Below are 22,457 nucleotides of genomic sequence, written 5' to 3' on the forward strand. Positions count from 1 at the left end.
GCGCGCCCACCGCCCCGTCCGGCCTTTGCGCACTTCCGCTCCCCCCTCCGCCCCCGGCCGCGGGGCCGTTGCACGACCCGCCGCCGCGACCGCGCGGAGCGATCGATCGAAACCCGTGCACGGACCGCGCCCCGGGCCTGGTAATGTTCTCCACGTCGGAGCGCACAGCGCCGAGACACCAAGCAGGCCCCCGTAGCTCAGGGGATAGAGCACCGCCCTCCGGAGGCGGGTGCGCAGGTTCGAATCCTGCCGGGGGCACTTCGCAAGAAGTGCTGAACAGGCCCAGGTCAGTGGCGAGTTGCCACCAGCCTGGGCCTTCTGCTGTTCCGGGCGCCGTTCTCGCCCGGTCCCTGGCGCGCCGTCAGGAGGCCGCGGCGACCGCCTCGGCGTAGAGGGCGGCGATGGTGTGGTCGAAGTACGCGTCGTACGAGGTGTCCTCGGTGTCGCCGCCCTCCTGGAAGCCGCCGATGATGCCGATCACGTGGCCGGTGGCGGTGCTGATCCAGGGGCCGCCGCTGGTGCCGCCGGGATAGCCGGGGCAGTCGACGGCGCGCTGGTACGTGCTGTGACGGCTCGTGGTGTTGGTGCACAGCACCGGCGACTCGGAGTCGCCGGGGTAGCCGTAGAGGCGGACGGTGGCGCCGAAGGGTTCGTCGGTCCCGAGCCGGTTGGCGCCGACCACGTCCTCGATCCGGCGGCCGTCCGCGGCGGCGGTCTCCAGGATGGCGAAGTCCTCGTCCTGGTCGCCGTCGCGGGACCAGCCGTCGGTGGTGTGGATCGCGGTGACCCGCCAGGTGCCGTACGGGGCGCGGCCGTCGCGGTAGCCGGGGGCGAAGGTGACACCGGCCGTGCCGTCCAGGCAGTGGGCGGCGGTCAGCAGCAGGTTGCCGGTCGGGCTGTCCAGCACGCTGGCCGTGCAGAAGTGGTTCCCGGCCGCGACGGCGCCGGCGAAGAGGGCGCCGACGGTGGCCGCCTCGGCGGTGGCCGGGGCCACCGCGGTGGTGCCCGGCTCGGCGGCGGGGACGGACGGGGTGGCGCTCGCACCGGCCGACGTCGCGCCGGTCGCCGGGGTGGCGGTCGCCGGGGTGGCGGTCGCCGCGGGGCCGGCCGAGGACGGGGCCGGGGACGGGAGCGTGGACCCGGCCGGCGCGGGGACGGCGGCGGCCGGCGCGGGCGGCAGCGGGTGCACCGTCGAGGGGCTGCCGACCGCCGTGACGTGCGAGGCCAGCGTGTGCGAACCCACCACCAGGGCCGCGACCGTGAGGGCCGACAGGCCGGTCAGCAGGGTGGGGCCCAGCATTCGGCGTCGGGGCTTGCGGCGGTGCTGGCCCATACCTGGTCTGCTCCTGCCCTGGTGCGTGCGGGGACGGGTCCGACTATGGCGAAGCAGGCTTGGAGGGCCGTGATCCCCGGCTGGGAGCTTGATGAGAACGCGACCGTCGAGCCTGCGACACGGCGCGCGCGAGGGCGTCCGCGGTGATGAACGCGGTGTGCGTCCCCGCCCGGGTGCAGGCGAACGCCCCGGCCACGGCGCCCGCCCGGGCGCACTCCGGCAGCGGGCGGCCGCGCAGCCACCCGTCGAGGAAGCCGGTCACGAACGCGTCCCCCGCGCCGTTGGTGTCGACGACCGGCCGGCCCGGGTCGACGGCGGGGACGTGCAGCGGCGGGGCGTCCGCGGCGTCGCGGGAGAGCAGGAAGGCGCCCTCGGCTCCGGCGGTGGCGACCACGACGGCGGCCCGGCCCTCGGCGAGGACCGCCCGCATCACCTCCTCGTGGCGGCCCCGGCAGCCGGCCACCGAGAGGAAGACCAGGTCCGAGTTGACCGCGTAGTGCCGGTGGTGGGGGTTGCGGCCGTCCCAGTCGTGCAGGTCGGTGGAGCTGGTGCGGCCGAGCCGGTGCAGGTCCGGGTACATGTCGCGGTTGATGCCGGTGATCGAGAGGTGGACGTGCCGGCTGCGCTCGAGGTACGGCAGGTAGAACTCGCGCGGCAGGCGCAGGTCGGCCGGGTGCCGGCCGTCGTAGAAGGAGAACCGGCGGCCGGCCGCGTCGACCAGGTTGACCGCGCGGGGCGTGCCGTGCGGCGAGACGAGGTGGGCGAACTTCAGGCCTCGGCGGGCGTACTCGGCGAGGATCAGCTCGCCCTGCGGGTCGTCGCCCAGGAAGTCGATGAAGGCGGTGCGCAGGCCCAGGTGGTGGGCGCCGAGGGCGACGCCGTTGCCGGTGTGGGCCACGTAGTCGCGCACCGGCGGCACGTACCGCGAGTCGCCGTCCGGGACTTCGAGCCGTTCGACCCGGACGACGGTGTCCACGCCGGCCCCGCCGACCACCAGCAGGTCGAGGTCGGGCGCGGAATCCGGCGTTCCGTACGAGGAGTCGAACTGCGTCACGGCGGCGCCTCCTTGATCCCGGGTGGTGGCCAGGAGTCAAGCAGGCGCCGGAGGTTGGCTGCAAGACCTTGCGGCAAGATTCACTTCGCCTGCTGCCGGGCGCCGGTGGCCGTCGAGCCCGCGCCGGTGGCCGCGGCCTCGACCGCCGGGCCGCCCGCGTCGCCGGTGGCCTCCCCCGGGGCCGGCCGGTGGTTGATCATCAGGAAGGCGATCAGCGCCGCGAGGATCAGGATGCCCATCGCCACCCATGTCGCGACCACGTACCCGTGCACCGCCCCCTGGGCCTGGACCGCGGGGTCGGAGGCGATCCTGGTGGCCAGGTAGCTCGCGGTGGCGCTGGCCGCGATGGTGTTCAGCAGTGCGGTGCCGAAGGACCCGCCGACCTGCTGGGCCGAGTTGATGGTCGCCGAGGCGGCGCCGGTCTCGGCGGGGGCGACGCCCAGCGTGGCCAGGCTCATCGACGGCATGAACACCAGGCCCATGCCGAAGCCGAGCAGCAGCTCCGCCGGCAGGACCATGCCCGCCCAGGGGCTGTCCACCTTCATCTGGGTCAGCCAGGCCATGCCCGCCGCGGCCAGCAGCAGGCCCGGACCGATCAGGTTGCGCGACGGCACCCTGGTCATCAGCCGGGCGGCGAAGCCGGTCGAACTGATGATGATGGCGGCCGTCATCGGCAGGAAGGAGACGCCGGACATCACCGGCGAGAAGTGCTTGATCACCTGGAGGTAGTAGGTCAGGAACAGGAACAGGCCGAACATGCCGACCATCGCCAGCCCCACCGAGAGCGCGCCGCCGCCGCGATTGCGCTCGCCGACGATGTGCAGTGGCAGCAGGGCGTGCTCGGTGCGCTTCTCGACCAGGACGAACACCGCCAGCAGCGCCACGCCGAAGGCCAGCGAGCCGAGCACCAGCCAGTCGCCCCAGCCCCGCGACACGGCCTCGGACATGCCGAAGACGATGGCGAGCAGACCGCCGCAGCCGAGCAGTGCGCCCGGCAGGTCCAGCTTGACCCGGCGCCCCTTCTCGATGTGGTCGCGGGTGAGCACGTAGTAGGCGGCGAAGGCGGTCGCGATCGCGATCGGGGTGTTGACGAACAGGCACCAGCGCCAGTTCAGGTACTCGGTCAGCAGGCCGCCGAGGAGCAGGCCGATCGCGGCGCCGCCGCCGGCGATGGCACCGAAGATGCCGAACGCGGTGCTGCGTTCGCGGGGGTCCCTGAACGTGGTCGAGAGCAGGCCCAGCGCGGACGGGGCGAGGAGTGCGCCGAAGGCGCCCTGGAGGGCGCGGGCCCCGAACAGCATGGCCGGGCCGGCCGCGGCGCCGCCGAGCGCGGAGGCGAGGGCGAAGCCCAGCAGGCCGACGGTGAAGACGCGCTTGCGGCCGAAGAGGTCGCCGAGCCGGCCGCCCAGGAGCAGCAGGCCGCCGAAGGCCAGCGTGTAGGCGGTGATCACCCACTGGCGGTTGGCGTCGGATATCCCGAGGTCCTTCTGGGCCGACGGCAGTGCGATGTTCACGATGGTGATGTCGAGCACGATCATCAGCTGGGCGATGGCGATGACCGCCAGCGCCCACCAGCGACGGTTGTCCGCCGCCGCTTCGGTCCGGGGACCGGTGGCAGGTTGCGCAGACACTGAGGGAGCCTTCCGTCGGGTCGGAGAGGACACGCAGTCGCTTTCCAGCCAAACGCTCATGGTGGCGGATGGCAAGGAAAAACCTGACCAAATATGGCTATTTGGGACAAAAGAACCAGGGTCCTGGGACCAGCGACGGAGGAAGTGAAAGCAGCGGGGAGAGCGCAGCGGGAGAAGGGGACGGGGCCCGGGACGCGCGCGGGCCCCGGGTGCCGGAGCACCCGGGGCCCGCGGGGTCGCCGCCCGCTGCCGGCTAGAGCGCGGCCAGCTCGGCGACCAGGTCGTCCAGGCCGAGCGAGCCCTGCGACAGGGCCGCCATGTGCCAGGCCTTGAGGTCGAAGACCTCGCCGCGCGCCTCGTGGGCCGCCCGCGCCGCCGCCCGGCCGCGCAGCCAGGCCCGCTCGCCCAGCTTGTAGCCGATCGCCTGGCCGGGCATGCCCAGGTAGCGGACCAGCTCGCTGTCCAGGAACTCGGCCGAGAGCCCGCAGTACAGACCGAAGAACTCGCGCGCCGAGTCGGGCAGCACCGGCTCGCCCGGGCGGTACGGCGAGTCCGCCGGGAAGTCCAGGCCGACGTGCATGCCGATGTCGACGATCACCCGCAGCGCCCGCATCATCTGGGCGTTGAGGTAGCCGAGCCGGTGGCCGGGGTCGGTGAGGTAGCCCAGCTCGTCCATCAGGCGCTCGGCGTACAGCGCCCAGCCCTCCAGGTTGGCGCTCACCCCGCCGATGCTGACCTGGTAGGTGGAGAGCCGGTCGGCGACGTAGTTCCACTGCGCCAGCTGGAGGTGGTGGCCGGGAACGCCCTCGTGGTACCAGGTCGAGACGAGGTCCCAGACCGGGAAGGTCTCCCGGCCGAGGGTCGGCAGCCAGGTCCGCCCGGGGCGGGTGAAGTCCAGCGACGGCGCGGTGTAGTACGGGGCGGCGGCGCTGCCGGGCGGGGCGATCATCGACTCGACCCGGGTGACCGGCTCGGCGAGGTCGAAGTGCGTGCCCTGGAGGTCGTCGATGGCCTGGTCCATCAGGCCCTGGAGGAACTCACGGGCGGCCTCGGCCCCCGCGATGGCCGGACCGTCGGTCTCCAGCCACTTCATCGCCTCCATCGGGTCGGCACCCGGGCGCACCTTCTCGGCCTCCGCCCGCATCTGGGCGAGCAGGTCGTGGAACTCCTGCCAGGCCCAGGCGTACGCCTCGTCGAGGTCGAGGTCGGCGCCGGTCCAGTAGCGGACCCACCGGCCGTACCGCTCCCGCCCGGCGGTGTCGGGGGCGCCGGCGGCGGCCGGGCCGTAGACGTCGCGCATCCAGTCGCGCAGTTCGGCGACGGCCGCGGTGGCGGCCGTCGCGTGCTCGGCCAGCCCGGGGCGGAGCGACTCGGGAGCCTTGCCGACGAACCCGCCGAACCAGCCGCCGGGCACCTCGCCCTCCAGCCACTCGCCGAGCTGCTCGACCATGGTGGCGACCTGGCGGGGACCGGAGAGCAGGCCCCGCTCGATGCCCTCGGCCAGCGTCTCGCGGAACTGCGCCAGGGCGACGGGCACCCGGGCCAGCCGGCGGCCGACCACGTCCCACTGCTGCTCGGTCTCGGTGGCCATCAGAGTGAAGATGTCGCGGACGTTGTGCACCGGGGAGCCCAGGTTGCGGATCGCCCGGAAGCCCTCCCCTGCGGCGTGGACGGCGAGCTCGGCGGTGAGCCGCTCGCGCAGCAGCCGGGCGCAGCGGCGCTCCGCCTCGTCCTCGGCGGCGCCCGCCTGCTCGACCTCCTCCAGCACGGCCAGGGTGTGCCGGGCCAGTTCGGCGACCGCCTCGGCGCCGGCCGGGGAGAGGTCGGGGAGGCGGTCGTCCTCGGGGTTGAGCCCCAGATACACCGCGGTCAGCGGGTCCAGCTGGGCGAGCGCCTGGACGTAGGCGTCGGCGACACGGCGCGGGGTGGTGCCGTCGGAGGTGATTAGTTCTTCAACCATTCGGACATCATTTCGCGGTCGCAGCCGAATGCAAGCCCCCCACCGGTGGCATGCTCCGGCCAATCAGGGAGGCTCGGGCGCCGGCCACGCGCTCCCCGCACCCGCGCGGCGGCGAACCCTTCCCGCCGAGGGGCCGTGCGCCTACGAAGAGCCGCCGGAGGGCGCCGATCACGGCGGGGCAGAAGTGTCCGATGCCCGCGAAGCCGTGCGAGGGGCCGGCGGCAGCGGTGCCGGTGGTACCCCGCCCACCCGCGGGCGGCGGGCCCGGTGCCGCCCGGCCGCCGGGGCCCGCGACCGGACGCGGTACGGCTGCGCCGCCGGGAGGCCGCGGGGAGGCCGGGAGGCCGCCGGGGGGCCGTGCCTTGCCTCCGGGCCGTACGGACGGCCGTTCGAGAAGTACCACGCATGACCGGCCCGGATCGGTCGATCGGCCACTACGCTGACCGCCATGGAAGCCAGCTCAGCGCCCGTTCCGTCCCCCCAGGCACGCCCCCGACGCGCCGCCTACCGGCGGCTCCCGGTGGAGCAGCGGCGGGAGCAGCTGATCGCGGTCGCGCTGGAGCTGTTCGCCTCCCGCCCGCCCGAGGAGGTCGGCCTGGACGACGTGGCGGCCGCCGCGGGAGCGTCCCGGCCGCTGGTCTACCGCTACTTCGCGGGCGGCAAGCAGCAGCTGTACGAGGCCGCGCTGCGCACCGCGGCGGACGAGCTGAGCAACCGGTTCACGGTGCCGCTGACCGGGACCCCGACCGAGCAGCTGGCGGCGGTGCTGGACCGCTACTTCGCCTTCGTGGCCGAGCACGACGCCGGCTACTCGGCGCTGCTGCGCGGCGGTTCGGTGGTGGAGACGGCGCGGACCTCGGCCATCGTCGACGACGTGCGGCGGGCCGCGCTCAAACGGACGCTGCGCCACCTCGGCGTGCGGGAGGCCGGGCCGCGGCTGACGCTGCTGGTCCGCTCGTGGATCGCGGTGATCGAGGGCGCCTCGCTGACCTGGCTGGACGAGGGCCGGACGGTTCCCGTGGAAGAGCTGCGGGACTGGCTGGTGGACCAGTTCGTGGCGATGGCGGCGGCGACGGCGCTCGGCGATCCGCAGACCGCGGCGGTGCTGGCCGGGCTGCTGGCGCTGGAGCGGCCGGACGACTCGCGGGTGCGCCGGCTGCGCGAACTGCTGACACCGCGGCCCTGACCCCCCGTGCCCGGGGTCACGGCAGCGCCGCGGGGCCGCGGGGCCCTGCGCAGGGCGGGCGCCGGGCCCGCACCGGCGGGCGAACGGGCCCGCACCGGCAGGCGCCGAGCGGGCAGGACCCTAGGCCTTGCCGAGCACCTGGCGCTGGCGGCCGAGGCCGTCGACCTCGATCTCGACGATGTCGCCCGGGGTCAGGAACGGTGTGCCCGGGCGGCCGAGGGTGACGCCGGCCGGGGTGCCGGTGACGATCACGTCCCCGGGCTCCAGCACCATGAACTGGCTGGCGTAGCGGACGATCTCCAGCACCGGGAAGACCATCTCCGCGGTGGAGCCGTCCTGCCGCAGCTCTCCGTTGACCCAGAGCCGCAGTGACAGCCGCTGCGGGTCCGCCACCTCGTCGGTGGTGACCAGCCAGGGGCCGAGCGGGGTGAAGGTCTCCGCCGACTTGCCCTTGTCCCACTGGCCGCCGCGCTCGAACTGGAAGGCGCGTTCGGTGACGTCGTTGGCGATGGTGTAGCCCGCGATGACCTCCGCCGCCGCCCGGTGGTCCTCCAGGTAGCGGGCGGTGCGGCCGATCACGATCGCCAGCTCGGCCTCGTAGTCGGTCTTCTCGCCGCCGCGCGGCACCAGCACCTCGTCGTACGGGCCGACCACGGTGGAGCTGGGCTTGAGGAAGATCACCGGCTCGTCCGGGATCGGCGCCCCGGCCTCGGCCGCGTGGTCACGGTAGTTGAGCCCGATCCCGACCACCTTGCCCGGCCGGGCGACCGGCGCGCCGACCCGCTGCCCGGCGATGTCGGCCACCGGCAGCAGGCCGGCGGCCATGTCGCGGGCCAGCGCCTGCGGGTCGAGCTCGGCCAGGAAGGCGCCGTCGATGTCCCGGGCCCGGCCGGAGAGGTCGTACGCGGTGCCGTCCTGGCCCTGCACGACCGGACGCTCGGCGCCCGGCGGTCCGACACGGAGGAGCTTCATCTGAGCGTCACCACCAGTTTCGTCGCAGCTGGCCGGGGCGGCCGCACACCGCGCCCGGACTCTTGCCTGCGAGGTATATCAACGCGCCCCGCCCGGTCACCAGACGGTTCCGGTGGGCGAATTCCTATCAATTCACACAAGCCCGAACGCCGCCGAATCGGTTGCCCCTACGGTTGACAGCCCTCGCTCCGGACGGGCGGGCCGGCCGACGGGGGACGGCGGCGCCCGGAGCCGCCCGCCGGAGCCGCCCACCCGGTCACCGCCGGCGTCAGCCGCGCTGCGCGCCGCCGTCGAGGAGCCGGTCGAGGGCCAGCGGGCGCGGGGTGCCCGGGCCGCCCCGGTCGCAGGCGCGCCGCCAGCGGTCGAGGTCGCGCGCCACGTCGGCCCGGGCCTGCGGCTCGGAGGCCAGCGCCGCCTCCAGCTCGCGCAGCAGCGCGACGGCGGCGCCCGGGCTGCCGTCCCGGGCCAGCCAGAGGGCGAGGTCGTGGCAGGTGCGCAGGGTGCGGAGGTCGCGCGGGCCGCAGACCCGGGCGAGCTGCGGGATCAGCGGGATCAGCATCGCGACGGCCTCCCCCGGCCGGCCCTCCGTCCCGTGCTCCCAGGCCCGGTCGGCCCGCTTGCGCAGCGCCTCGGGGGTGGGCTCCTCGGGTCCGAGCCGGATCTCGCGCAGCCGGCGGCGGACCTCGGCCGCGTCCGCGGGCCGATCGGCCGGGCTCTTGGCCAACAGCTCGCGGACCAGCGCGGCGAGCGCCGGGTAGGGCGTGCGGACCGGCGGCGGCGGCTCGTTCAGGTGCTGGTACATCATCGTGACCGCCGAGCCCGCGTTGAACGGCCGCTGCCCGGTGCAGAGCTGGAAGAGCACCACGCCGAGCGCGTACAGGTCTGCCCGGCCGTCGATCGGGGCGCCGGCCCAGCACTCGGGGGCCAGGTACGGCGGGGTGCCGATCACCACGCCGGTGGAGGTGAGCGCGCCGCCGGACTGGGTGAGCAGCCGGGCGATGCCGAAGTCCAGCACCTTGGCCTCGCCGCCGTCGGTGATCATGATGTTCTCCGGCTTGATGTCCCGGTGGACCACGCCCGAGGCGTGCGCGGCGGCCAGCGCCTTGCACACCTGCCGGACCCACCTGAGCGAGACCTCCAGCTCCGGGAGGCCCTCCCGGAGCAGGGCGGAGAGCGGCCGGCCGGGCACCAGCTCCATCACCAGGTAGTGGGTGGACCAGCCGCCCTCGCGCACCGTCCCGTAGTCGTACAGCGTGACGATGTTGGGGTGGGAGAGGCTGCCCGCGGTCTTGGCCTCGCGGACGAAGCGCTGGACGGCCTCCTCGTCACGGGCCTTCTCCTCGGACAGCACCTTCACCGCGACCCGCCGGCCGATGTTGCCGTCGCGGGCCTGCCAGACCACGCCGAAGCCGCCCTCGCCGAGCTTGGCCTCCAGCAGGTACCGGCCGTCCAGCACCTCCCCAGCCTCCATTGCTCCCCCACCACCAAGTCCCGCGGATCCGAACGGCGTTCACCGTGACCGGGCCACCATAGCGGCGGGGGAGCACATCCGGGTGAACGGATTACGGCTTCGGCTTGGGCAGGCCGGGCGGGTTGATCTCGGAGGCCTGCACCGCCTCGCTCTCCAGGCCCCAGCGCTTGAGGACCTGGGCGTAGGTGCCGTTCCTGATGATCTCGTCGATCGCCCCGTTGAGCGCCCGGACCAGGCCGCTGTCCTTCTTGGTGGTCGCCGCGATCTTCCCGAGGACGTCGGCGCCGCCGCCCGAGTAGGTGCCGACCACCTCGCTCTCCCCCGTCTGCACGGCGTGGAAGGCCAGGCTCGGGTTCGGGCCGACGTAGGCGTCGATCCGTCCGGAGGAGAGCGCCAGGTAGTAGTCCGAGCTGTTCTGGAAGTACTTGATGTCGGTCGGCTTGAGCCCGTTCTTGACGTTCTCCTCGCTCCAGCCGATCAGCAGCTTCTCCTGGTTGGTGCCGGACGCGACGCCGATCGTGCGGCCGGCGACGTCCTTGGCACCGGCGACCTTGAAGCCGGCACCCTTCTTGGCCTCGAAGCCGAGGACGTCCAGGCGGTAGGTCGCGAAGTCGTACTTCTCCTTGCGGGCCTCGGTAACGGTGATGTTGGAGATTCCGACGTCGTACTTGCCGCTGTCCAGCCCGACGAAGATGTTCTCCCAGGAGACCGGGTTGAACTCGACCTTGAGGCCGAGCACGTTGCCGATGAGCGAGGCGATGTCCGGCTCGACCCCGATGATCGTCTTGTCGTCGTTGGCGTAGAAGTCGAGCGGCGGCGTGGTGCCGATGGAGTCGGTGACGGTCAACGTGCCTCTCTTGCGGATCTCCTCCGGAACCAGCGCCGCGACGGCCTCCACCTTGGGCGTGGTGACTCTGTTCTGATTTGGCGTCAGGTTCACCTTGGTGCCGTCCGGCGCCACGCTGCCCTTGGCGGGAGCGAGTTCCGCCGAGGCGTCCGAGGAACTGCCGCAGGCGGCCAGGGTGAGTGTGGCGGCGAGCGCGGCGGCGGCGGTCACGAGGGCACGACGGGGTAGGGACATGGCGGAACTCCTGCCGGGTGAAGGGGACTGCGGGGAGGGAGGGGGACTACGGGGGGGTGGGCGTCGGAGGCCCGCGCTCGGCGGTCCCCCGGGTCGGGCCCGAAGGCCCGACGATCAGAGCACCTTGGCCAGGAAGGCGCGGGTGCGCTCGTGCTGCGGGTCGTCCAGGACGGCCTTCGGCGGGCCCTGTTCGACCACCACGCCGCCGTCCATGAAGACGACGGTGTCGGCGACCTCGCGGGCGAAGCCGATCTCGTGGGTGACCACGATCATGGTGGTGCCGCCCTTGGCGAGGTCCTTGATGACGTCCAGCACCTCGCCGACCAGCTCCGGGTCGAGCGCCGAGGTCGGCTCGTCGAACAGCAGCACCTTCGGTTCCAGCGCCAGCGCCCGGGCGATCGCCACCCGCTGCTGCTGACCGCCGGAGAGCTGCCGGGGGTAGGCGCCCGCCTTGTCGGCCAGACCGACCCGCGCGAGCAGCTCCAGCGCGGCCGCCCGGGCCTCGGCCCTGGGCCGGCCGAGTGCGCTGATCGGCGCCTCGACGATGTTCTCCACCACGGTGAGGTGCGGGAACAGGTTGAAGTTCTGGAAGACGAAGCCGATGTTGGTGCGCTGCCGCAGGACCTCGCGCTCCTTGAGCTCGTACAGCCGGTCGCCGGAGCGCCGGTAGCCGATCAGCTCGCCGTCGATCGCGACGAAGCCGCGGTCCAGCTTCTCCAGGTGGTTGATCGAGCGCAGCAGGGTCGACTTGCCGGAGCCCGACGGGCCGAGCACCACCGTCACCGAGCCGGCCGGCACGTCGAGGTCGACCCCGCGCAGCACGGCGAGCTGCCCGAAGCTCTTGTGCAGGCCCCTGACCTGCACCATGGGTTCCAGCGCGGTGGTGGTCACGAGCGTCCTCCGGAGGCGGTCGGGGCGGGGCTGGGAGTGCGGGCGGCCCGCAGGCCCCGGACGAAGGTCCGGGCCCGCTGCAGCGGGGTGGGCGGCGGGGTCCGGTCGGAGCCCCGGGCGAAGTGGCGCTCGACGTAGTACTGGGCGATCGACAGCACGGTGGTCAGCAGCACGTACCAGACGGTGGCCACCATCAGCAGCGGCACCACCCGGCCGGTGCGGCCGTAGACGACCTGCACCTGGTAGAAGAGCTCGCCGATGGCCATCACGTAGACCACCGACGTGCCCTTGAAGAGCGAGATGACCTCGTTGGCGCCGGCGGGCAGGATGCCGCGCATCGCCTGCGGCAGGACGATCCGCCAGGCCTGGCGCCAACGGGGCACGCCCAGCGCGGCGGCGGCCTCCCGCTGGCCGGCGTCCACGGCGATCACGCCGCCGCGGATGATCTCGGCGGCGAACGCGGCCTGGTGCAGCCCGAGGCCCAGCACGGCGGCGCCCAGCGCACCCAGCACGCCCACCGTCTCGAAGTCGGCGAAGGTGGGGCCGAACGGGATCCCGACGCCGAACCGCTTGTAGAGGTAGGACAGGTTGAACCAGAAGACCAGCTGGACGATCAGCGGGATCGAGCGGAACGCCCAGACGTAGGCCCAGGCGATGGACTGCAGCACGGCGCTGCGGGACAGCCGCATGGCGGCCACCAGGGCACCGAGCAGGAAGCCCAGCACGGTCCCGTAGAAGGTGAGTTCGATGGTCCGGCCGACCGCCCGCAGGATGGTGTCGGTGGAGAAGTAGATCCGGAAGGTCGCCCAGTCCCAGCCGGGATTGGTGGCCAGGCCGTGGGCGAACTGGGCCAGCACGACGAGGGCGGCGGCCGCGGCCGCCCAGCGCCAGGGATGTCGGGCGGGGACGGTGCGCAGCCCGGTCAGCTCGGCGAGGTCGAGCCGGCCGGCTGCCGTACCGGCCGACGCGCCGGCGGAGCCGGTCGCGGAGCCGGTCGCGGTGGTACCGGCGGTGGTGGTGATGGTCATGGGGGGATTCCTCCAACAGGCACGGAGCCCGGACAGGGGGTCACGCGTGCTCGGGCGGGCTGATCAGGGACTCCTTGATCGCCGAGTCGGAGACCCCCCACTTCTTCAGGATCCGGTCGTACGTCCCGTCCTTGATCAGCTGGTTGACGGCCGCCTGGAACGCCGGTGTCAGCGGGGAGCCCTTCTTGAACGCGAAGCCGACGTCCAGCCGGTGGAACTCGCCCAGGAACCGCGTGCCGGACGCCTCCTGTGAGGCCTGGTAGCGCAGGCCGTTGATGGTGGACATCACGATGTCCACCCGCCCCTGCTGGAGGCTGGTCAGGACGGCGCCGTTGTCGCTGAACGCCTTGACCTCGTAGGGCTTCTTGCCGGCGTCGGAGCAGACGTTCTTCTTGCTGTTGAGCGTGGTCTCGAAGGTGGTGCCGGCGCCGGTGCCGATGGTCAGCCCGCAGAGCTGGACCAGCTCGGTGACCGGCTGGATCGCGGTGTCGTCCTTGCGGACCGCGAAGCCCTGGCCGTCGTCGACGTAGGTGACGAAGTCGATGGTCTTCAGGCGGGCCGTGGTGACGCCGAAGTTGCCGGTGCCGACGTCGTACTTGCCGCTGCCGAGCGCGGGCAGGATGGTCTCGAAGGCGGCCTCCTCCCGCTGCACGGTGAGGCCGAGCACCCTGGCCACCGCGTCGGTGAGGTCGATGTCCACGCCGGCCGGCTTCTTGGTGGCCTGGTCGGCGTAGAAGGCCGACGGCGGGTAGCCCAGCGAGGAGCCGAACTTCACCGTCCCGGCCTTGCGGACGTCCTCCGGCAGCAGCGCCGCCGCGGCGTCCGACTTGGGGACGGAGGAGACGAGGTCCTGCGCGGCGGCGTCGACCGCGGCCTTGCCGGCGCCGGAGGGGGCAGCGGTCTTCGGGTCCGATCCGCACGCCGCCAGCGCCAGGACCGGCAGCAGGGCGGTGGCCGCGAACAGGCGGCGGCGGACGGTGGTCGTTCTCACGGGGCGGTGCCTTTCGGAAGTCGTTCTCGGGAGATCTCGGGAGGCGCGGGGCTGGGGACGGGCGGGGCTCCGGACGGGCGGGGCTGGGGACGGGCGGGGCTCCGGACGGGCGGGGCTGGGGACGGGCGGGGCTCGGCGGAGGTCAGGACGTGCGGGCGCCGGGCGCACCGCCCGGCAGGTGCTTCTCGAAGGGCAGCGGCCGGTGGCCGCCGGGCGGCCCGTCCTCCCCCTCGGCGCGCGGGGCGAGCGGGTCCGCGTCCACGTCGAACAGCGGCGTGTAGCCGTGGGCCAGGTAGAGGCCCTTGGCCTCGGGCTGGAGCGGGCCGGTGGTGAGGTAGATCCGGCTGTATCCGGCCGCGGCGGCCTCCCGTTCCAGCTCGGCCAGCACCCGGCCGGCCAGTCCGCGGCGGCGGTGCGCGGAGTGCGTCCACATCCGCTTCAGCTCGGCCGTCCGCTCGTCGTACCGCTTGTACGCGCCACCGGCCACCGGGGCGCCGTCCTCCAGCAGGAGCAGCAGCAGGCCGCCGGCCGGCTCGGCGAAGACCTCCGCCGGGTACCGGCTCATCTCCTCGCGCGCCTCGGGCCCGTACCGGGTGACGTACTCGTGGGTGAGCTCGCGCAGCAGCGGCTCGACCAGCGGGTCGCCGATCGCGGCCCGGCGGATCTCCACCACCGGGCCGACGCCGGGCGCGGGACCGGCGGCTGCGCCCTCGCCGGGGTCGGCGGTTCGGAGGGCTTCGACGGGCATGGTGACGGACCTTTCGGGTCGGACGGCTCCGGCGGGCTGCGGGCGGGCAGGGCGGAGGAGGCCGTGGCACGGCCGGGCGCGGTGCGCCGCCACCGGTACGTGCTGGTGGCGGCGACAGGAGCGGTGAACGGAACTCTGATCGGAGCGGTGACGGTGACCGGGGCGGTGACGGCGGCGATGCCGGTGGAACTGCCGGAGCGCAGTGCGGTGCTTCAAGGAGCGGCGGCAGCGTGCGCCTGACGAGCCGTCAGTGGACGACGGCTCTCCCGGCCCGCGACGGGGCACCGAGGGAGGGGCCTCCGGAGGAGGACAGGGCCGGCTGGGCGGCCCGCTGCCGGGTCAGCCGAGACACGCCGCGGACCACACTCGACCGAAGTCGATGTGGTCGCGGGTGACCAGGAGCTGCTCGGCGTACATGGCCCTTAGTTGAGCAGTGAAGCCTGTGCGGCGTCAACCACCTTCCATTACCGCTCTGTTGCGATCACCTGTCGCCCTGCGACCCGCTCGGTGACCCTTGACAGCCGCCGTTCGCAGATGCGTACGATCGGGCCGGAGTGCAAGTGCAAGCCGGCCGTGTTGAGGGACGCGGACCGGCGTGACGGCCCGTACGTGACCGCTTCCGTACCACCCGCCCCGCACCCGCGCCGCCCCCTGGAGCCCTCCTCATGGCCACCCCGCAGGACGTCCTTCCCCCGCCGGCCGCCGTCCGCAAGCAGGCCGGTCCACCACCCGCCGCCACAGCCACCGCCGCCGACCCCGGGGCCAGGATCGTCGGGCGCCGCCGCACCGGCCAGTGGGTCTCCGCCGCCGTCGCCCTCCTGCTCTTCGCGATGGTGCTCAACTCGGTGATCCGCAACAAGGCCTTCCAGTGGGACGTGGTGGCGGCGTGGTTCACCGCGCCCTCCGTCCTGAACGGCCTCGCCCTCACCCTCTGGCTGACCGCCGCCACCCTGACCCTCGGCTTCGCCCTCGGCACCGTGCTGGCCGTGATGCGGCTCTCCGCCAACCCGGTGCTGCGCACGCTCAGCTGGGTCTACATCTGGATCTTCCGCTCCACCCCGGCCCTGGTGCAGCTGCTGCTCTTCTTCAACATCGGCGCGCTCTACCCGACCCTCGGCCTCGGCATCCCGTTCGGTCCCGAGTTCCTCACGGTCCGGACGGTCAACCTGTTCGGGCCCACCTTCACCGCCCTGGTCGGCCTGACCCTGCTGGAGGCCGCGTACGCCGCCGAGGTGGTCCGCGGCGGCATCCTCGCCGTCGACCGGGGCCAGCTGGAGGCCGCCTCCGCACTCGGCCTGGGCCGGTGGCGGGTGCTGCGCCGGATCGTCGTCCCGCAGGCGATGCGCACCATCGTGCCGACCGCCGGCAACATGCTGATCAGCGCGCTCAAGGGCACCAGCATCATCAGCGTGCTGGCCGTCTCCGACCTGCTCTACTCGGTGCAGCTGGTCTACCTGCAGTCCTACCAGGTCATCCCGATGCTGATGGTGGCCACCATCTGGTACGTCGTGATCACCACCGTGCTGTCGATCGGCCAGTACTACGTCGAACGCCACTACGCGAAGGGCGCCACCCGCGAGGGGCTGCCGCCCACTCCGCTGCAGCGGGCCCGGACCGCCCTGCGCCGGCTGCGCGCCGCCGCCGACCCGGCGGCCCCGGCCGCCCCTGCCACCCCTGCCGCTGCGGCCGACGAGGTGCGGGCATGAGCACGCTGGTGATCGTCGGAGCCGGCCCGCGCGGAACCGGCCTGCTGGAGCGGATCGCCGCCAACGCCGCCGAACTCCTCCCCGCCGACCGACCGTTGGAGATCCACCTGGTCGACCCCTACCCGCCCGGGGCGGGCCGGATCTGGCGCCGCGACCAGTCCCCGCTGCTGCGGATGAACTCGATGGCCGAGGACGTCACGATGTTCACCGACGAGCGCTCCGCCATCGACGGACCGGTCCGCCCCGGCCCCTCGATGGCCGAATGGGCCGCCCGGCCGGAGGAGTTCGAGCCCTTCCGGGAGGCGGACGACCCGGCGATCCGGGAGGAGCTGCGCACCCTCGCGCCCACCGACTTCCCCACCCGCCGGGCCCAGAGCGCCTACCTGGACTGGGTGTTCCGCCGCGCCGTCGCCGACCTCCCGCCGCACGTCACCGTCACCGTGCACCGCGACACCGCCCGCCGGATCGAAGGACCGGTCGACGGGCCGCAGTCGGTCCACCTCGGCGACCGGGTGCTCACCGCCGACCACGTCGCCCTCACCCTCGGCCACCTGGACTCCGCCCCGCACCCCCGGTACGCCGCCGACGCCGAGTTCGCCGCCCGGCACGGCCGCTTCCACCTGCCGCCCGCCTTCTCCGCCGACGCCGACCTCGACGGCATCGCGCCCGGCGAGCACGTCGTGCTGCGCGGCTTCGGCCTCGCCTTCGTCGACCTGGTCGCGCTGCTCACCGAGGGCCGCGGCGGCCGGTTCGAGGAGACGCCCACGGGCCTGGTGTACCGCGCGTCCGGCCGCGAACCGGTGATCCACGTCGGCTCCCGGCGCGGGGTGCCGTACCACTCCAAGACCGACTACGCCCTGCAGGGCCCCCGTGCCCCGCTCCCCCGGTACTTCGACGCGGCCGCCGTCGACGCCGTGCTGGAGCGTCCGGGCCCCCTCGAATTCCGGCGCGACTTCTGGCCGTTGATGGCCAAGGACATCGGCTTCGGGCACTACCACGAGCTGTTCCACGCCCACCCGGAACGGACCGCGCTGCCCTGGGCGGAGTTCCTGGCCGGCTACGACGCGTACGGCTGGTACTCCCCCGAACTCTCCGGGCTGATCGACCGGGCCGTCCCCGACCCGGCCGACCGGCTGGACTTCGAGCAGCTCGACCACCCGCTGGCCGGTCTCGAACTCGGCTCCGCCCAGGACCTCCAGGACCACCTGCGCCGGTACATCGCCGCCGACGCCGGCCGGCGCGCCGACCCGGCGCACAGTGCCGACCTCGGCGCCTTCCTCGCCGTCCTCTCGCTCTTCGTCCAACTGCCGCGCGTCCTCTCCTCCGGCCGGCTCACCGCGCGCTCCGTCGCCGAGGAGGTGGACGAGTGGTTCTTCGGCTTCTTCAGCTACGTCGCCTCCGGGCCGCCCGGCTTCCGGCTGCGCCAGCTGCTCGCACTCTCCGAGGCCGGCGTGGTGCGCTTCCTGGGCGCCGGCATCCGGGTGGAGCGGGACGAGTCCACCGGCACCTGGCGGGCGTCCGGAACCACCGTGCCCGGCCACACCGTGACCGCCACCGCACTGGTCGAGGCGTACCTGCCCAAGCACGACCTCACCCGCACCAGGGACCCGCTGCTGCGCGACCTGCACGGCGCCGGGCGGATCGTGGAGGAGGTGGTCGCCGACGCCGAGCACACCCACCGCTCCGGGCTGGTCACCGTCCGCCCGGGCGACAGCCGGGTGCTCGACCCGGCGCTGGACGGCGGGGCGCACCCGCGGCGCACCGCCCTCGGCCCGCACACCACCCACCGGTCCGCCGCCGCCTTCGCCCGGCCCCGCACGGACGCACCCGGGTTCCGCCAGAACGACGCCGCCGCCCGGGCGCTGCTCCGCGCCCTGGCCGGCACCCCGGCGGCGCTGGCCGGCCGCTGAGCCCTCGGCGGCCGGCACCCCGGCCGGGGCCGGACGACGTCCCGGCCGGGGTTCGACGCTCCCGGCCGGGACTCAGGGGCTGAGCAGCTCCTCCACCAGGTCCTCGGCGGTCACGTGGTCGGGCGCGGAGAGGATCCAGTCGCCGACGCCCTTGATCCCGGTGCCGCGCTCCAGCGCGGTCAGGCAGGCGTTGGCCTCCTGGTCCGAGGCGAAGTCCCAGGCCAGCAGGCGCCGGACCAGGACCACGGCCTCCTCCCGGCCGATCCGCGCCCGGCGCACCGTCCGGGAGCGCCGGGCCGGCTGGGCGAGCCGCTGCTGGTAGCCGGCCAGGTCGTGCCAGGCCTGGACGGTGGTCGGGTGCTGCTCGCCGAGCGCCCGGGCGAGGTCGGGCAGCAGGGTGCGCAGCTGCAGCACGGCGCCGTCGAGGTCGCCCCGGTTGGCCGCGTACACGGCCAGGTCGTGCCGCGCCTTGAGCACCCGGGCGTCGTGGCCGCCCCAGACGGCGTGCAGATCGGGCAGCAGCTGGGAGAGCTGGCGGATCGCCGTGACCGTCTCGCCGCTCTCCCCGATGCACCAGGTCAGGTGGTAGCGCGCGCTCAGGGTGTCCGGATCGGCCGGGCCGAGAGCCAGCCGCATGTCCTCGACCACGACGGTGAGCAGCCGGATCGCCCCGTCGAGGTCGCCGGCCCGGCTCAGGTACCAGGTGAAGTCCCGCCAGGTGGCCAGGGTGTCGCGGTCGGTGGCGCCGAGCGCCACGACGGCGTCCTGGGCCACCGACTGCAGCGCCGCGGCGGACTCGCCGGCCGTCGCCGCCCGGAAGGCCGCGCTCCGGCGCTCGCGCAGCGCCGCCCGGACGGTGTCGGCCGCCGCGGGCGGGGCGGTGACCGGCGGGGTGGTCAACGGCGGGAGCACCGGCCCGGCCGGGGCCGAGGCGGCCGGGGCCGGGAGCGCCGGCGGAGCCGCCGGGAGCGGCGGGACGGGCCCGGGCGCCTCGGCCCCGGCCGGCGCGGCGTCCCCGGGCTGCGGCGGGACCGGCCCCGGGACCGGCGCGGGTCGCTCGGCGGGCGGCGGGGTCACCGGCGGGGTCACCGGCGGCGCGACCGGCGGCACCGGCCGGTCCAGCACGGTGGCGGTCGGCCCCGGCCCGGCCGGTCCCGCAGCCGACGCCCGAGCCGCGTACCGCTCCGCCAGTACGGCGAGCCGCCGCTCCACCGCCCGGGCGTCGGCCGGCCGGTCCGCCGGGTCCTTGGCCAGCAGCTCGGCGACCAGCCCGGCCACCTCCGCGGGCAGCCCGAACTGCGCCGGGTCCAGCGCCGGCGGCGGCTCGTTGAGGTGCTGGTACATCAGCACCGGCGTCGAGTCCCCGGCGAACGGCCGGGCCCCGGTGCAGAGTTCCACCAGGACGCAGCCGAAGGCGTAGAGGTCGGCCCGGCCGTCCACCCGGCCGCCGGTCCAGCGCTCGGGCGCCATGTACGCCGGACTGCCGATCACCGTGCCGGTCGTGGTCAGCCCGCCGGCCCCGGTGTCCAGCTGGGCGATGCCGAAGTCCAGCACCTTCACCACGCCGGCCTCGGTGACCATGATGTTGTCGGGCTTGATGTCCCGGTGCACCATCCCGGCGTCGTGGGCGGCGGCCAGCGCGTCGCAGATCTGCCGCCCCCAGGTCAGGCTGCGCACCGGGTCGGGCAGGCCGGCCCGGAGCACCGCGGTCAGGGTGCGGCCGGTGAGCAGCTCCATCACCAGGAACGTGACCTGCCGGCCGGCGAGCTCGCCCTCGCCGAGATCGTGCACGGTGACGATGTGCGGGTGCGAGAGGTTGCCGGCCGCGCAGGCCTCCCGGACGAAGCGGAGCGCCGCCTTCTGCTGGTCCTCGCCGTGGTGGCCGATGACCTTGACGGCCACCTGGCGCTGCATCCGGGTGTCGAAGGCCCGCCAGACCACGCCGAAGCCGCCCTGGCCGAGCCGCTCGACCAGCTCGTACCGGCCGTCGAGCACGTCCCCGACCCTCACCCGTCCCACCCCCGCCTCTCCGCAAGCGCTCACACTCTAGCGCCGGGGTCGGCGGCCCTCCCGGCACCGCCGTCCAGGTGAAAGGATGGGGCCGGGTCCCGCAGCACCGGGGCCGGGGCCCCCGCAAGGACGCGGGTGGCCGACCCAGCAGCCGAGGAGCGCAGTCATGGCCAAGCAGGCCCCGCAGAGCGACCCGGCGCAGGACGCCCCCGAGGTGTCGGCGCCCCAGCACGCGGCGGCCGGGCTGCCCGCGGTCGGTCACAGCCTGCGGATGGCCGCCGAACAGATGGGCCCGCGCCGCACCCTGGCCACCCTGCTCAAGGTCAACCAGCCGAACGGCTTCGACTGCCCGGGGTGCGCCTGGCCGGAGCCGGACAAGACGCACACCGCGGAGTTCTGCGAGAACGGCGCCAAGGCCGTCGCCGAGGAGGCCACCGAACGCCGGATCCGCGCCGAGTTCTTCGCCGCCCACTCGGTCTCCGAGCTGGCCGAGCGCTCCGGCTACTGGCTCGGCCAGCAGGGCCGGCTGACCCAGCCGATGCTGCTGGACGAGGGCGCCACCCACTACTCGCCGATCTCCTGGGACGACGCCTTCGCGCTGATCGCCGAGGAGCTGCGCGCGCTGGACACCCCGGACGGCGCCGCCTTCTACACCTCCGGCCGGACCAGCAACGAGGCCGCCTTCGCGTACCAGCTGTTCGCCCGCCGGCTGGGCACCAACAACCTGCCCGACTGCTCCAACATGTGCCACGAGTCGTCCGGCTCGGCGCTCACCGAGACGCTCGGCGTCGGCAAGGGCAGCGTCTCGCTCAAGGACCTCTACCAGGCCGACCTGATCATCGTGGCCGGCCAGAACCCGGGCACCAACCACCCCCGGATGCTCTCCGCCCTGGAGCGGGCCAAGCGCGCCGGCGCCACCATCGTCAGCGTCAACCCGCTGCCCGAGGCCGGCCTGGAGCGGTTCAAGAACCCGCAGCACGCCCGCGGCCTCGTCGGCCACGGCACCAAGCTGACCGACCTCTTCCTGCAGATCCGCCTCGGCGGCGACCTCGCCCTGTTCCGCGCGCTGAACCAGCTGATCCTGGACGCGGACGGCGGCGTCGACCGCGCCTTCGTCGAGGAGCACTGCCACGGCTTCGAGGAGTTCGCCGCCGAGGCCCGCACCACCGGACGCGAGGAGGTGCTCGCCGCCACCGGCCTGCCCTGGGAGCAGATCGAGGAGCTGGCCCGGCTGGTGCTCGGCTCCCGCAAGGTCATCGTCTGCTGGGCGATGGGCCTGACCCAGCACAAGCACGCCGTGCCGACCATCCGCGAGGTGGTCAACTTCCTGCTGCTCCGGGGCAACGTGGGCCGCCCGGGGGCCGGCGTCTGCCCGGTGCGCGGGCACAGCAACGTGCAGGGCGACCGGACGATGGGCATCTTCGAGCGCCCGTCGAAGGCCTTCCTGGACGCGCTGGCCGGCGAGTTCGGCTTCGAGCCGCCGCGCGCCCACGGCCTCGACTCGGTCGACACCATCCGCGGGATGCGGGACGGCCGGGTCAAGGTGTTCTTCGCGATGGGCGGCAACTTCGTCGCGGCCACCCCGGACACCGAGGTCACCGAGGCCGCGATGCGCCGCTGCCGGCTGACCGTGCACGTCTCCACCAAGCTCAACCGCTCGCACGTGATCACCGGCGCGCGGGCGCTGATCCTGCCCACCCTCGGCCGCACCGACCGGGACGTCACCGCCCGGGGCGCCCAGTTCGTCTCGGTCGAGGACTCGATGGGCCAGGTGCACTCCTCGCGCGGCGGCCTGCGCCCGCCGGCCCCGGGGCTGCTCTCCGAGGTGGCGATCGTCTGCCGGCTGGCCCGCGCCGTGCTCGGTCCGCAGGACAGCGTGCCGTGGGAGGACTTCGCCACCGACTACGACACCCTGCGGGACCGGATCGCCCGCGTGGTGCCCGGTTTCGCGGACTTCAACGAGAAGGTCCGCCGCCCCGGCGGCTTCACCCTGCCGCACGGGCCGCGCGACTCCCGGACCTTCCCGACCGCGACCGGCAAGGCGAACTTCACGGTCAACCCGCTGACCGCGCCCGAGGTGCCGGCCGGCCGGCTGCTGCTGCAGACGCTGCGCTCGCACGACCAGTACAACACCACGATCTACGGCCTGGACGACCGCTACCGCGGCATCACCGGCGGCCGTCGGATCGTTCTGGTCAACCCCGCCGACGCCGCCGAGCTCGGCCTGGCCGAGGGCGCGTACGTCGACCTGGTGGGCGAGTGGAAGGACGGCGTGGAGCGCCGGGCACCGCACTTCAAGGTGGTGCACTACCCGGTCGCCCGCGGTGGCGCCGCGGCGTACTACCCGGAGACCAACGTGCTGGTGCCGCTGGACTCCACCGCCGACATCAGCAACACCCCGACCTCCAAGGCCGTCGTCGTCCGCTTCGAGCCGGACAGCGGCGAGCGCTGAGCCTCCGCGGTACCGAGCGCACGCCGAGGGGCC

Annotated in this window: 16 protein-coding genes and 1 tRNA gene; 5 read left to right on the forward strand and 12 right to left on the reverse strand. The window is 74.0% G+C overall.

Features of this window, described 5'->3' with window-relative positions:
- Positions 1–186: 186 nt before the first annotated feature.
- Positions 187–258, forward strand: a tRNA-Arg gene (locus tag MCM47_RS31185).
- Between the two features lie 103 nt (positions 259–361).
- Here MCM47_RS31185 and MCM47_RS31190 read toward each other — a convergent pair.
- The 4 genes from MCM47_RS31190 to MCM47_RS31205 form a co-directional block, all read right to left on the reverse strand.
- Positions 362–1,333, reverse strand: coding sequence for a serine protease (locus MCM47_RS31190; RefSeq protein ID WP_238865281.1), 972 nt, complete (start codon positions 1,331–1,333; stop codon positions 362–364).
- A 43-nt stretch (positions 1,334–1,376) separates the two neighbouring features.
- Complete coding sequence (locus MCM47_RS31195) at positions 1,377–2,387, reverse strand: carbohydrate kinase family protein (protein WP_238865283.1); 1,011 nt, start codon at positions 2,385–2,387, stop codon at positions 1,377–1,379.
- A gap of 80 nt (positions 2,388–2,467) precedes the next feature.
- Positions 2,468–4,078, reverse strand: coding sequence for an MFS transporter (locus MCM47_RS31200; RefSeq protein WP_374209239.1), 1,611 nt, complete (start codon positions 4,076–4,078; stop codon positions 2,468–2,470).
- A gap of 193 nt (positions 4,079–4,271) precedes the next feature.
- Positions 4,272–5,978 carry a DUF885 domain-containing protein gene (locus MCM47_RS31205; protein ID WP_238865287.1) on the reverse strand — a complete coding sequence of 569 codons (1,707 nt, stop codon included), beginning with the start codon at positions 5,976–5,978 and terminating at the stop codon, positions 4,272–4,274.
- Between the two features lie 448 nt (positions 5,979–6,426).
- Between MCM47_RS31205 and MCM47_RS31210 the strand changes: the two genes are divergently transcribed.
- On the forward strand, positions 6,427–7,164 hold the full coding sequence (locus MCM47_RS31210) for a TetR/AcrR family transcriptional regulator (protein WP_238865289.1): 738 nt from the start codon (positions 6,427–6,429) through the stop codon (positions 7,162–7,164).
- Positions 7,165–7,284: 120 nt separating this feature from the next.
- On the opposite strand, the gene MCM47_RS31215 is transcribed toward MCM47_RS31210, so the two are convergent.
- The 7 genes from MCM47_RS31215 to MCM47_RS31245 all read right to left on the reverse strand — a co-directional run bounded on the left by MCM47_RS31215 (position 7,285) and on the right by MCM47_RS31245 (position 14,346).
- Positions 7,285–8,136, reverse strand: coding sequence for a fumarylacetoacetate hydrolase family protein (locus tag MCM47_RS31215; RefSeq protein ID WP_238865290.1), 852 nt, complete (start codon positions 8,134–8,136; stop codon positions 7,285–7,287).
- Between the two features lie 268 nt (positions 8,137–8,404).
- Positions 8,405–9,607: a serine/threonine-protein kinase gene (locus tag MCM47_RS31220; protein WP_238865291.1), complete on the reverse strand. Its 1,203-nt coding sequence runs from the start codon at positions 9,605–9,607 to the stop codon at positions 8,405–8,407.
- Between the two features lie 91 nt (positions 9,608–9,698).
- Positions 9,699–10,688 carry an ABC transporter substrate-binding protein gene (locus tag MCM47_RS31225; RefSeq protein ID WP_238865297.1) on the reverse strand — a complete coding sequence of 330 codons (990 nt, stop codon included), beginning with the start codon at positions 10,686–10,688 and terminating at the stop codon, positions 9,699–9,701.
- 114 nt (positions 10,689–10,802) lie between these two features.
- Positions 10,803–11,555 (reverse strand): amino acid ABC transporter ATP-binding protein, encoded by a 753-nt coding sequence (locus MCM47_RS31230; protein ID WP_238865394.1) that lies wholly within the window; start codon positions 11,553–11,555, stop codon positions 10,803–10,805.
- A gap of 20 nt (positions 11,556–11,575) precedes the next feature.
- The gene (locus MCM47_RS31235) at positions 11,576–12,607 is read right to left on the reverse strand and encodes an amino acid ABC transporter permease (RefSeq protein WP_238865298.1); all 1,032 of its coding nucleotides are present in this window, start codon (positions 12,605–12,607) and stop codon (positions 11,576–11,578) included.
- 40 nt (positions 12,608–12,647) lie between these two features.
- The gene (locus MCM47_RS31240) at positions 12,648–13,598 is read right to left on the reverse strand and encodes an ABC transporter substrate-binding protein (protein WP_238865300.1); all 951 of its coding nucleotides are present in this window, start codon (positions 13,596–13,598) and stop codon (positions 12,648–12,650) included.
- Between the two features lie 142 nt (positions 13,599–13,740).
- Positions 13,741–14,346, reverse strand: coding sequence for a GNAT family N-acetyltransferase (locus MCM47_RS31245; protein ID WP_238865302.1), 606 nt, complete (start codon positions 14,344–14,346; stop codon positions 13,741–13,743).
- 665 nt (positions 14,347–15,011) lie between these two features.
- Here MCM47_RS31245 and MCM47_RS31250 point away from each other — a divergent pair.
- Both MCM47_RS31250 and MCM47_RS31255 read left to right on the forward strand, forming a co-directional pair.
- Entirely contained in the window at positions 15,012–16,052 is a 1,041-nt protein-coding gene (locus tag MCM47_RS31250; RefSeq protein WP_238865304.1) for an amino acid ABC transporter permease, read from the forward strand.
- On the forward strand, positions 16,049–17,962 hold the full coding sequence (locus MCM47_RS31255; protein ID WP_238865305.1) for an FAD/NAD(P)-binding domain-containing protein: 1,914 nt from the start codon (positions 16,049–16,051) through the stop codon (positions 17,960–17,962). The genes MCM47_RS31250 and MCM47_RS31255 overlap by 4 nt, the downstream gene beginning before the upstream one ends.
- 72 nt (positions 17,963–18,034) lie before the next feature.
- Here the strand turns inward: MCM47_RS31255 and MCM47_RS31260 are convergent, their stop codons facing one another.
- Positions 18,035–19,972: a serine/threonine-protein kinase gene (locus tag MCM47_RS31260; protein ID WP_238865306.1), complete on the reverse strand. Its 1,938-nt coding sequence runs from the start codon at positions 19,970–19,972 to the stop codon at positions 18,035–18,037.
- A 166-nt stretch (positions 19,973–20,138) separates the two neighbouring features.
- On the opposite strand from MCM47_RS31260, the gene MCM47_RS31265 reads away from it, so the two are divergent.
- On the forward strand, positions 20,139–22,424 hold the full coding sequence (locus tag MCM47_RS31265) for an FdhF/YdeP family oxidoreductase (protein ID WP_238865307.1): 2,286 nt from the start codon (positions 20,139–20,141) through the stop codon (positions 22,422–22,424).
- Positions 22,425–22,457 lie beyond the last annotated feature (33 nt).

The sequence above is a fragment of the Kitasatospora sp. A2-31 genome (assembly GCF_022288725.1).
In the GTDB taxonomy this organism is placed as follows: Bacteria; Actinomycetota; Actinomycetes; order Streptomycetales; family Streptomycetaceae; genus Kitasatospora.